Here is an 11,682-nt window from a genome sequence, read left to right on the forward strand (position 1 = left end):
ACTTGACGCTTGTGCGGTCGACTGGCCGCTCGCGAAAGGCTTTTGACAGTGCAGATTCTCGAGTTCGTCCTGCAGGTGCTCCTGGGCATCACCAGCCTCCTGCTGACCCTGCTCATCCTGCTTCACAAGGGTCGCGGTGGCGGTCTGTCCGACATGTTCGGCGGCGGCATGAGCTCCGCCCTCGGTTCGTCGGGCCTGGCTGAACGCAACCTCAACCGATTCACGATCGTGCTGGCGCTGGTGTGGTTCGTCACCATCGTCGGTCTCGGTCTCCTCACCAAATTCGCGGAGATCTGACATGGCCACTGGCGGCAATGCCATCCGTGGCTCGCGCGTCGGCGCGGGCCCCATGGGCGAGCAGGATCACGGCTTCCACGCGGATCGCGTGGCCGTGTCGTACTGGGACGCCCTCGGCAACGAGACGGTGCGCTACTTCGCCGCCGGCATTCCCGACGATGAGATCCCCGAGACGATCGACTCCCCGCACTCCGGCCTTCCCGCCGGGCGCGACAAGGCCAACCCGCCGGCGCTCGCCAAGGCGGAGCCCTACAAGACGCACCTCGCGTACGTGAAGGAGCGCCGCTCCGACGAAGAGGCGGCCTCGCTCCTCGACGACGCGCTGCAGCAGCTGCGCGACCGTCGCGGACAGTGACCCGACGCGCCTGATCTCACAGAAGGGCCGGATGCCATGGCATCCGGCCCTTCTGCTTTCTCGGCGTCCGGCGAGCAGACGCCCTCGTGCACGGCATCCGCTCAGCGGACGGGGGAATCCGTGACGATCCTGGTCCACGGTCCGTCGGGCACGTCGGCGTCGTCGACGAAGGCCCAGTCGACCGTGTCGTCGTCGCCGTCGAGCTCCGCGAAGCCGAGGCAGCCGTTCAGAGCGGGCGACACGTCGAGGCCCGCGCCGTTGTAGCGGGCGTTCGCGGGGCGCCGGTCGTCGGCGCCGAAGACGTAGGCGGCGTCTCGGTACTCGCCGGGGCCGGCGTCTTCGATCTGGCCGTAGCAGGTGCGGTCGCCCTTGCGCAGGACCACCCAGCGATTCTTCATCAGGCTCTGCGTCGGATCGTCGGCGATGGCCGCATACGGCCCGCTGTCCGCCCACGGGACCACCTCTCCCCGGGTCGCGAAGCCCTCGTCGTCGTTGACGTCGTCGAAGGGCAGGTCGAGGTAGAACGGGTTCTCGCGCGGTGTCATGCGCGTGGGGAAGTAGTCGTCGGCCGCGGTGCGGGCCTCGGTGCGGCACGAGTCGCCGTCGACGACGCCGTCGCATCCGCCGTACGACCCCAGCCAGTCGGAGTCGTAGGTCGAGATGCGCTGGCTGCCATCAGAGGCGTTCGGGTCGAAGACCTCACCTACCCAGAACGTCGTCGAGACGATGTCGGTGTGCCAGGGGTATCCCGTCTGCGGACGGTCGGGCTGCGCGGGGGTGCACGCCGTCACGCCGACGACGGCGAGCACCGCCAGGGCGACCGCCGTGGCGGGGCGGTGCCGGCGCGGCATCCGGGATCGTCGTCCCACCCCGCCGACGGCGGCGACCACCGCGGGGGTGATCGCCGCCGTCCGGCGAGGGGGTCGCGTCATCCGCTGAGGTCGCTCTCGGTCGGGTGCACGGTCTCGATCGGGCCCTGCGGGGTGCCCGGAGTGGTCTTCGCGAGCGGAGCGGTCTTCGTCAGGGCGGTCACCGGCGGAGCACTCGCGCTGTCGTACAGACCGAGGTCGTCGGTGCGCAGCGTTCCGTTGCCGAAGATGTTCAGGGCGAAGCTGATGCCGTTGTAGCCGGCGGGGATCGCCGCGGTCGTCCAGTCGGCCTCGGTCCACGCCGTCGCCGAGGCGAACCAGGGGCTCGAGGTCCAGTACGACCACGTGCCCGTCGTCGAACGCAGATAGACCGCGAACTGCGTCGGTCCGCTGGCTTGATACCACTCGCGCAGCGCGTAGGTGCGCCCCGGTGTCACCGTCGGCGAACACTGGCCGAGATCGAACTGCGGCAGGAGTTTCGCGTCGCCGTCGACGTAGTCGCTCATCGTGATCCCGCTGGCGATGTTGCCCGTGTGCGCGGGGGAGCCGGTGCTGAAGCCGGCGGTGTTGCTGCCGTAGCCCCCGCGCATCCAGCAGTCGGGGGCGCCGGTCTCCATGCTCGGGTTGACGATGCCGTTGGTCGATCCGGTCGCCGCCGGCACGGAGGGGCCGTTCACGACGGGCTTCGTGGTGCCTCCGACGACGCTGCCGATGGTCTTGACGACGGTGCCCGCCGCCTGCCGGGTCTTGAGCCACGACAGGAACTGGCTGAACACCGAGGTGGAGATCGCCAGATCGTCGCACGCGTCGTCGCAGACGTGATGGAACGTGAACTGCACCCATCCGCCGCCGTTCTTCTCGGCGTTCGTCACGCCCTGTTGCAGGTCGGCGAGCGTCCACGTCGAGTCGACCTGGTCGAGAGCGGCGAGGGCGTAGGGATCGGCGGGCGGGATGCTCTCGGCGTACCCGCAGTCGGAGCAGCCGAAGCGGCTCTTGATGTCGCCCAGCAGGCGGCCGCTGTTGTACCCGCACGCCGCGACGGCCTTCTCGACGTCGGCGTTCGCGTCGGCGAAGGGATAGGCGAAACTGCGGACGTTGAAGCCCCACGAGGTGAGGTTCTTGCGATCCTGGCAGATCTGGCGCGTGGCCTCGTCGAGGCTGACCGCGGTCAGATCGGCGTGGTTGACGGTGTGCCCGCCGATCTCCATGCCGGCGTTCTTGAGGTTCGTCAGGTCGGTGCGGGTCATGTAGGTCGACGCGCCGATGTAGCCGGAGGGGATGTAGAAGGTCGCCTTCATGCCGTTGGCCTGGAGCGCGGGCAGCGCTTTCAGCTGATCGGCGTTGCCGTCGTCGAACGTGAGGCTGACGACGGTGCGGGTGGCCGCCTCGGCGGGGGCGGGGGCGAGCGCGACGGAGCCCGCCACCGCCACCCCGAGGGTCGCGAGCACCGCGAGGGCGCGCACCCACGGTCGGCGTGGAGACGTGGGTGGGCGCCGCCGGGCGATACGGAGGTCTCGTCGGGTCATGGAGGACTGCCTTTCGTGCGGGGCGAGGTGGGGGGAGGAAGGCTCAGGACACCGTCACCGACTTGGCCAGGTTGCGGGGCTTGTCGACGTCGCGATGCAGGCGCAGGGCGAGTTCGCGGGCGAACATCTGCAGGGGCACGACGGTCTCGAGCGGCCCCCACGACGGCCCGGTGCGGGGGAGGTGGAGGGGGAGTCCGCCCACGCGGAGGATGCGTTCACCGAGCCGGATGACGCGGCCCCCGCGCGCCGTCACCTCGGCGATGTCGACCTCGAGGCGCGGGTCGCCGTCGTCGACGATGAACACCGGAGTGCCGGCATCCACCAGGGCCAACGGCCCGTGCTTGAGCTCACCCGCCGGCTGGTGCTCGGCCCAGCGGTACGACAGTTCCTTCAGCTTGAGCGCGCCCTCCGCGGCGTAGACGAGTCCGGCGCCGCGGCCGAGGAAGAGGAAGCCCGACGCCCGGGCGAACTCGGCCGCGAGGGTCGCGGCAGGGCCCCGCCACGTGTCGCGCGCCGTCGACAGCGCCTCGGGGGTCGCGGTGAGGGCACGGACGTCGGCGTCGAGCAGGGTGGCATCCGCCCGATGCGAGACGGTCAGCCCCGACAGCGCGACGCAGACACCCGTGAGCACCTGCGCGACGAAGGTCTTCGTCGCCGCGACCCCGATCTCGGGACCGGCGAGGCAGTCGATCACGGCGTCGGCGCGCCGGGCCAGGGACGACGAGGGGTTGTTGGTGAGGGCCAGCACCGTGCCGTGCTCGGCAGGAAGCCCCTGCAGGGCCCGCAGCACGTCGGCGGTCTCTCCGGACTGACTGATGGCGATCACCAGCGTGCGGGGCTCCCACACCTCGTGCGCGGCTTCGCTGGCGACGAGGGCGCGCGTGGGCAGACCGCCGACGCGCGAGAAGACGCCCGCGATCGCGCGCCCCGCGTGCAGCGAGGTACCGCAGCCGATGATGGCGACGCGGTCGATCTCGTCGAGGGGCGGCAGGCCGAGCCCGCGCCACAGCAGTCCGTCGGTGATCGCGGGGGCGAGGGCGTCGACCACGCGCTGGGCGACCAGCGGCTGCTCGTCGATCTCGTTGCCCATGTGGTCGCGGTGACGCCCCTTGGTCGACAGCAGGGCCGTCTTCGGCACGGGCCAGAGGCCCCGCGGACGACAGCTGCCGCCCGCGCGATGCCACCGCATGCCCTCGGCCGACACCTCGACGACGTCGTCGTCTTCGAGCACGCGGAAGGCCGACACGACCGGCGTGATCGCCCCGACGTCGCTGGCGAAGTACGCCCCCTCGTCGCCCTCGGCGAACACGAGGGGAGAGCCGTGCGCGGTCGCGGCCAGAGCGCCCGTGCGGGTGTCGAGGGCGACGACGGCCCACGTTCCCTCGAGACGCGTGACCGCGTCGGCGAGCGCGTCGCCGAGGCCGACACCCGGGCGGTGGGCCTGCTCGACGAGGTGCACGATGACCTCGCTGTCGACCTCGCTGGCGAAGCGGTGCCCCGCCGCGATCAGGTGGGCCCGCAGCACGTCGGCGTTCTCGACGATGCCGTTGTGCACGATGAACAGTTGCCCGCCGCAGTCCTCGATCGGATGGGCGTTCGACTCGGTCACCCCACCGTGCGTGGCCCAGCGGGTGTGGCCGATCGCCGCGGTCGTGGCATCCGCCGCCCTCTCGCCCACGGGCTCCGCGAGCGCCGCGACGCCGTCGAGCGTGCGCAGGTGCACGCGGGTCCCGTCGGGGTGACGTGCGGCGACGCCGGCCGAGTCGTAGCCGCGATACTCGAGCCGCTCGAGAGCGGCGCGCGCCCGCGACGCGGCGGCGGACGGGCCGCGGTACGCGGTGATGCCGCACATCAGACCACGCCCCGGAACGTCCCTGCGCCGGCCAGGGGCATGGCATCCGACCCCAGCCTCTCGCGGGCGAGCAGATCGGCGGCGACGCGCATGATCGTCGAGGTGAGGGAGGTGTGCGGCTCGTAGCCCACCAGGTCGTGGGCCTTGGTGTTGTCGGGCACCCGCCGGCGCATGTCTTCGAACCCGGCGGCGTAGGCCTGCTCGTAGGGCACGAGCGCGATCTCGCTGCGACTGTCGAGGGTCTCGATGATCTCGCGCGCCAGATCGAGGATCGAGATCTCGCGCGCCCCGCCGAGGTTGTAGGCCTGCCCACGCGCCCGCGGGTCGCGCTCGATCTGCACCATCGCAGGGACGACGTCTTCGACGGCCGAGAAGCACCGCGTCTGCAGGCCGTCGCCGAACACCGTCAGCGGGTGCCCGCGCAGCGCCTGGCCCACGAGGTTGGGCAGCACCATGCCGTAGCGCCCGGTCTGGCGCGGACCGACGGTGTTGAACAGGCGCACGATCGCGACGTCGAGACCCTCCTGGTCGCAGTACGCCTTCGCGAACGCCTCGTCGATGCCTTTGGCTCCGGCATAGGTCCAGCGCGACAGCAGCGGGTCGCCGAGGATGCGGTCGGAGTCCTCGCGCAGTCGGTCGGCGGTGTTCTTGCCGTAGACCTCGCTCGTGGACACCAGAAGGACCGAGGCCTGATGCTCGATCGCGGCGGTCAGCACGTTCTCGGTGCCGTGGATGTTGATGCGCAGGCCCCGCAACGGCTGCTCGACGATGAGCTTGACGCCCACCGCAGCGGCCAGGTGGAACACGCGATCGCAGCCGCGGATGGCGGTGTCGACGGTCTTGGCGTTGAGGATCGAGCCGTGGATCATCTCGAGCCGCGGGTCGTGGGCCACCCCCGCGAGGTTGCGCGCCGACCCAGTGGACAGGTCGTCGAGCACGACGACCTCGTCGCCGCGATCGAGCAGGTGTTCGACGAGGTGGCTGCCGACGAAGCCGGCGCCGCCGGTGACGAGTGTCTTCATGTGCGATCCTCCGGATGCGGGGTAGACCGGAACGCCGCTCACAGGAGCACCCGCCCGGCGATGTCGGAGCTGCGGTAAGTGCCGTCGACGACGACCGCGTCGCCGTCGAGCCACGCCAGGTCGGCGTCGTGGTGGCGGGTGTGCACGAGCACGATGTCGGGGTGGAACGCCGCCGGATCGGGCAGCGAGTCGCGCTCGCGACCGGAATCGAGGTGGATGTGCGGGGCGTGCGTGTCGACGTACTGCACCTCGGCGCCGACGTCGATGAGGTGGTCGATGATCTCGAGGGCGGGGGACTCGCGCAGGTCGGCGACGTCGGGCTTGTAGGTGACGCCGACGACGAGCACGCGGGCGCCGAGCGTGCCCTTGCCGGCGCGACCGAGCACGTCTCGGATGCGGTCGACCACCCGGCGCGGACGCGCGGCGATGCGCGTCATCGCCTCGGTGATGACCCCCGCGTCGACGTGCAGCGCCTTGAGCTGCCAGAGCAGGTAGTGCGGATCGCACGGGATGCAGTGGCCGCCGACCCCGGGACCGGGGTAGAACGCCATGAAGCCGTAGGGCTTGGTGCTCGCGGCCTCGATCACCTCGGTGACGGGCACGTCGAGGGCCCCGCAGATGTCGGCGAACTCGTTGGCGAGGGCGATGTTGACGGCGCGGAAGGTGTTCTCGAGCAGCTTCGTCATCTCGGCGGTGGCCAGGCTCGACACCCGGTGCACCCGCGCGGCGTAGCGGGCGAGCAGGCGCGCGCCCTCCTCCTCGCACTGCGGGGTGGCGCCGCCCACGACGCGGGGGACGACCTCTTGCGCGAAGCCGATGTTGCCGGGGTCGATGCGCTCGGCGCTGAAGGTGACGAACACGTCGCGGCCGATCTCGAACCCGCGCTCGCGCAGGGGAGCCTCGACGAGGTCGTGCGTGCAGCCGACGTAGGTGGTCGAGGTGAGCATGACGAGCTGACCGGGGCGGGCGGCGGCGACGACGGTGGCGCATGCCGCCCGCAGCGGGGCGAGGTCGGGGACCTGCTGGTGGTCGACCGGAGTCGGTACGCACACGATGATGGCGGCGGCCCGCGAGAGCTCGGCGGTGTCGCTGGTGAGGCGGAACGCCGCGGGCGTCCGCAGCGCCGTGTCGAGGCGTTCGCGGTCGGTGTCGATGAGGTCGGCGCCGCGCGCGGCGATGGTGCGCAGCCGGCGGGGCGAGACGTCGAGCGCCAGGACCCGCGAGCCGCTGGCGTGGTAGGCCAGGGCCGTCGGGAGTCCGACGTAGCCGAGCCCCACGATCGCGACGTCGAAGTCGAACGCCGGCGAGGGCGGGGTGAGCGGGGCGGTGTCGTGAGTACGCGGCTGAGACGGGGCGAGTTCGTCAGCGCGGACGTCGATCGTGGACATCTTCATCCTCCAACAGCGGGTCCGAGAGGACGGCGGGGGAAATGCGGCGCCCCCTCGGACGAATCGGGTGGTGCGTCAGCTGGCGAGGTGGTATCGGAGCTGATCCGCGGTTCACAGTGCTGCGCCGGGCACGGGCGGGTCAAGGAACCCGGGGCGATCATGCGGGGTCCCGCGGACCGCAACCGGATATGCGGGAAACCGCAACAGCGACTGCGGGCCGACGCGGTCGCAGCGGGGCCCTGCTCGCGTACGGTCGGGCTCGACACGGCATCCGCTCGCTCGTCTCGTACACGCGATCCGGATGCCGCCGCCGCCCCGCGACCCGAAACCGCGACCCGAAACCCTCGCCCCGAAGACCCGAAGAGGTGGGATGCCATGACCTCCGCTCTCGTCGTGCTCGTCGCCGTCTGCACGGTGGGCGTGTCCACGCTCGTCTGGGGCCTGGCGGCGCTCTGCCGGCTCGTCGCGGAACGACGGCCAGCGGCAACCCTGCTGACGCCGTCGATGTACTACCGCCCCGCCGACGTCGCCGTGCTCATCGCGGCGCACAACGAGGAGCTCGTCATCGCCGACGCCGTGCTCGCGGCCCGTCGACTGGTGCCGGAGGGGAACGTCTTCGTCGTCTCCGACGGCTCGAGCGATGCCACCGTCGCCCGCGCGCGCGACGCGGGGGCCGTGGCGTGGGACTTGCGGCCCAACCGCGGCAAGGCCGGGGCGATCCGCGCCGGACTCGAGCACTTCCGCATCGCCGAGCGCTTCGCCCTGCTGCTGCTGCTCGACGCCGACTCCCGCCCACGCCCCGACTACCTGCGCACGGCCCTGCCGCAGTTCACCGACGACGGCGTCGTGGCCGTCGCGGGGCGGGCGACGACGTCGACGGAGGCCCCTGCCACGCGCATGGGGCGCTTCCTCACCGCGTACCGCGAGCGCACCTACGTGTGCACGCAGTACCTGCACAAGTTCGGCCAGGCGGCGCAGGGGGCGGATGCCGTGGCGATCGTCCCCGGCTTCGCGAGCCTGTACCGCACGGATGTGCTCGACCGCATCGACATCGACGCGCCCGGGTTGTCGATCGAGGACTTCAACATGACCTTCGAGGTGCACGCCAAGAAGCTCGGACGCATCGCCTTCCACCCGGAGTGCGCGATCGCCGAGACCCAGGATCCCGACGTGCTGCGCGACTATTCATCGCAGGTGCGGCGGTGGAGCCTCGGCTTCTGGCAGACGGTGCGCCGGCACGGTCCTCACCGCGGGGTCTTCTGGGCCTCGGTCGGTCTCTTCGCCCTCGAGACGGTGGTGTCGAGCCTCGTGCTCGTGGCCATGCTGCCGGTGCTGCTCGTCGCGACCGCGGCGGCGCTGGTGGGCGCGCTCGGCAGCGGGGAGGTCGCCGCCACGGCCGCCGACGTCGCCGCCGTGCTGCCGGTGGGCCCGCTCCTGCTGGGGTTCCTGCTCGTCGACCTCACGATGAGCGCCTTCGTCTGCCTGATGTCGGGAACCCGGCCGCGCGTGGCGATGCTGCTGTACCCGCTCATGCGGGTCTGGGACGCGGCCCTGTGCCTGCGCGCGCTCACCGCGGCGCTCGGGCGACCTTCCGACGGTCGCTGGCGCAGTCCCGACCGACGCCCCGCCGCGGTCCCGGCGGCGACGGCGCGGCTCGCGCTCCGCGCAGATGCGCGATCGGCTGCACACGCGAGGTGATTCCGAGCCGTGCAGGTGCGGTGATTCCCGCATGCGGGGGCCAGCGCTCAGCCCGACGCTCCGTCCACGCGCGCGACCGCCCGTGCACGCGAGGTGACCTCGAGGGTGCAGAACCTCCCGCTCAGCCCACCGCGCCGTGCAAGTGCGCGATCAGCTGCACGCGCGAGGTGATCCCGAGCTTGCGGTAGATCCCGGTCAGGCGCAGTTCGACGGTGCGCAGCGAGATGTACAGGGCTGCGGCGATCTCGCGATTGCGCAGGCCGCGCTCCACGAGAGCGACGATGTCCTGTTCGTTCGGCGAGAGCGCGCCGGTGTCGAGCGACCCCTCGGACGCCGGGGTGAGGGCGCGGATCGCGCCCGTGGGGTCGTCGGGCAGGCAGCGCAGCCGCGCGAGACGCAGGTTCTCGCGCTCGAAGGGGGCGTCGTCGGGCCGGAAGAGGGCGGCGACCTCGGAGAACGCGGCGGCCCCCTCGTGCGCCGAGCGGCACACGGCGCGGGCGCGGGCGAGCGCGAGCTGCGTCCACCGCCGGGGAGAGGCGGCGGCGAGCCGCTCGAGGCGGTCGAGTTCGTGCAGGGCCTCGGCGCGGCGTCCGGCGAGCCACAGGGCCTCGACGAGATCGGCGGCGATGCGCATGACGGCGGGGTCGGCGTCGGGGGCCGTCGCCTGCGCGGTGCGGAGCTGGTCGACGGCATCCGCGGGTCGTCCCTCTCGGAGGGCGAGCAGTCCGTCGATGGCGCAGAACCACGGCAGCAGCGCCGTCGCGCGCTCGCGACGCGCACGCTCGCGTCCCTGGCGGACGAGCTCGGCGGTACGCGAGGGTGGAGTCTCCAGGAGCGCCGCCGCGGCGAGGATGAGCGTGCTCGCCGCGTCGGGCCGACGACCGGGCAGCCATTCGTGCTGCCAGGCCGTGACCGCCTCGCGCGCGGCGGTCGGGTCGCCGGCGCGCACCTCGGCGGTGACCAGCTGACGCAGGAGGTGCTCGCGCCACAGCGGAGCGAGCCGCGGCCGGCGGTCGAGCTGGGCGCGGATCGTCTGTCGCGCCGACGCGTAATCCTCGCGCAGCAGCTGCACGCCGGCGGTGAGGATCGCCTCGTCGGCGGGGGATTCGCCCGCCTCGATGAGGTGCACGGGGGACACCTCCGGGCAGTGGCCGCCCAACTCGCGCGTCATGTGCGCCAGCAGCGCCGTGCGGGTGGAGGCGACGCCGATCTCCACGGCGGTCGAGATCCGCTCGGCGGCCAGGTGCACCTCTCCGCGGTGCAGGTGCAGGGCCGCGCTCTCGCAGAGGAGTCTCTCGGATGCCGCGGCCTCGGCGCCGACGCCGGGTGCGACGTGCGTCAGGACGCTGTCGTCGACGACGTGGTCGACCACCGAGAGCGCGCGCAGCCGCGCCATCGCCCCGCGGGCGCGCGTGTCGGGGTCTGAACTCGCCCCGGCGCGGCGCAGGTAGTGCTGCCCGAGCTCGTCGTGCCCGCCGAACACGAGGGCCTCGCCGAGGTCGACGAGACGCCTCGAACGCAGGGCCTCGTCGATGTCACCGGCCAGCGCCCGCTCGGCGAACTCGACGGCCGCCATCGCCTCGCCCTCGCGGGCCAGCAGGACGGCTCCCGCGAGGAGGGGCTCGCGGTCGGCGTGCGGCTCGAGGAAGCTGCCGTGCCACCCGCGGATGGCGGGGTACGCCCCCGCGTGGTCGTCGGCTGCGCGCGCGTGCAGGCGCCGCCGGTCGTCGGCTCCGAGGCCGGCGTGGCGGCGCAGGCGGCGCGCCGGGTCGGCGATGCGGGCGAGCTGGCCGCGGACGACGACGAGTCCCTCCTCCACGAGGTCGTCGACGTCAGCGCCGCTCTCACGCGCTGCGCGCCGCAGACGATCGGTGCCGTACACCGGTCCGACCGCGAGCAGGTCGAGAAGCTCGCCCCACCGCGGATCCAACGCCCGGACCTCGCGCCGCTGCCGGCGGCTGGGGGCCTGATCGCTCAGGCGCAGCGGCACGTTCAGCGGCTCGTCGCCGGTCGCCTCCGCGGCGCTCAGGCGGAGTCCCGCGAGCACGCCCGGATCACCCGCCGACAGCTCGGCGACGATGCGCAGCACGGCGGGTGCCGAGGCGTCGCCGAGAGCGGAGCGGGCGAGATCCACCGATTCGTCGAACGACAGCCGACGGATGCGCGTCTGCATCATGCCCGCGAAGTCGTGGCGCTCCTCCAGGGTCCCGCTCGTGGCCAGCACGCTCACGCCCGTGCCGCGGAGGCGCCCGAACACGTACGACAGCACCGTGATGCTCGCGCTGTCCATGTCGTCGAGGTCGTCGATCACCACGACGCACGCTCCGCCGCGCACGAGGTGCAGGGTGCGGCTGACTTCCTCGGCGATGAGGTGCTCGGGCCAGTCGCGACCGCGAGCCAGCACGCCGTCGACAGCCGCCCGGCGTCCGTCGTCGAGGGCGGCGGCCACCGCGGTGAGGCCCGACAGCGGCCACATGCGCTCGTTCGGGCTGACGGTGACCAGCACGGCCCCGTGTCGAGCGGCGAGCTCACGTGCCAGGGCCGTCTTGCCCGACCCGCTCTCGCCGACGAACAGGCCCGCGGATCCACTGCCCGACCCGACCAGGTCCGACGCGACCCGTACTTCTCGCTCACGTCCAATAAATGGCATCCGAACGCTCCTCGCGCGAATCAGG

Annotated in this window: 9 protein-coding genes; 3 read left to right on the forward strand and 6 right to left on the reverse strand. The window is 72.3% G+C overall.

Annotated elements, in window-relative coordinates; translation table 11 throughout:
* The first annotated feature begins 48 nt into the window (after positions 1 to 48).
* On the forward strand, positions 49 to 297 hold the full coding sequence (secG, locus tag RWH43_RS13300; protein WP_056232190.1) for a preprotein translocase subunit SecG: 249 nt from the start codon (positions 49 to 51) through the stop codon (positions 295 to 297).
* A gap of 1 nt (position 298) precedes the next feature.
* Entirely contained in the window at positions 299 to 652 is a 354-nt protein-coding gene (locus RWH43_RS13305; protein WP_144833188.1) for an RNA polymerase-binding protein RbpA, read from the forward strand.
* 101 nt (positions 653 to 753) lie between these two features.
* Here the strand turns inward: RWH43_RS13305 and RWH43_RS13310 are convergent, their stop codons facing one another.
* The 5 genes from RWH43_RS13310 to RWH43_RS13330 are packed head-to-tail and all read right to left on the reverse strand — an operon-like array spanning position 754 to position 7,309.
* A complete protein-coding gene (locus RWH43_RS13310) occupies positions 754 to 1,584 on the reverse strand; it encodes a hypothetical protein (RefSeq protein ID WP_316001719.1) in 831 nt (276 codons plus the stop codon).
* Positions 1,581 to 3,047 carry a polysaccharide deacetylase family protein gene (locus RWH43_RS13315; RefSeq protein WP_316001720.1) on the reverse strand — a complete coding sequence of 489 codons (1,467 nt, stop codon included), beginning with the start codon at positions 3,045 to 3,047 and terminating at the stop codon, positions 1,581 to 1,583. The genes RWH43_RS13310 and RWH43_RS13315 overlap by 4 nt, the downstream gene beginning before the upstream one ends.
* Before the next feature lie 43 nt (positions 3,048 to 3,090).
* A complete protein-coding gene (gene glmS / locus RWH43_RS13320; RefSeq protein ID WP_316001721.1) occupies positions 3,091 to 4,899 on the reverse strand; it encodes a glutamine--fructose-6-phosphate transaminase (isomerizing) in 1,809 nt (602 codons plus the stop codon).
* Positions 4,899 to 5,921, reverse strand: coding sequence for an NAD-dependent epimerase/dehydratase family protein (locus tag RWH43_RS13325; protein ID WP_144833196.1), 1,023 nt, complete (start codon positions 5,919 to 5,921; stop codon positions 4,899 to 4,901). Before RWH43_RS13325 ends, glmS begins: the two co-directional genes overlap by 1 nt.
* A gap of 38 nt (positions 5,922 to 5,959) precedes the next feature.
* Positions 5,960 to 7,309, reverse strand: a complete 1,350-nt coding sequence (locus RWH43_RS13330) for a nucleotide sugar dehydrogenase (protein ID WP_144833198.1) — start codon at positions 7,307 to 7,309, stop codon at positions 5,960 to 5,962.
* 375 nt (positions 7,310 to 7,684) lie between these two features.
* On the opposite strand from RWH43_RS13330, the gene RWH43_RS13335 reads away from it, so the two are divergent.
* Positions 7,685 to 9,007 carry a glycosyltransferase family 2 protein gene (locus RWH43_RS13335; RefSeq protein ID WP_316001722.1) on the forward strand — a complete coding sequence of 441 codons (1,323 nt, stop codon included), beginning with the start codon at positions 7,685 to 7,687 and terminating at the stop codon, positions 9,005 to 9,007.
* Positions 9,008 to 9,128: 121 nt separating this feature from the next.
* Here RWH43_RS13335 and RWH43_RS13340 read toward each other — a convergent pair whose 3' ends face one another.
* Positions 9,129 to 11,657: a helix-turn-helix transcriptional regulator gene (locus RWH43_RS13340; RefSeq protein ID WP_316001723.1), complete on the reverse strand. Its 2,529-nt coding sequence runs from the start codon at positions 11,655 to 11,657 to the stop codon at positions 9,129 to 9,131.
* Positions 11,658 to 11,682: the final 25 nt, after the last annotated feature.

The organism is Microbacterium algihabitans (assembly GCF_032464975.1).
GTDB lineage: Bacteria > Actinomycetota > Actinomycetes > Actinomycetales > Microbacteriaceae > Microbacterium > Microbacterium algihabitans.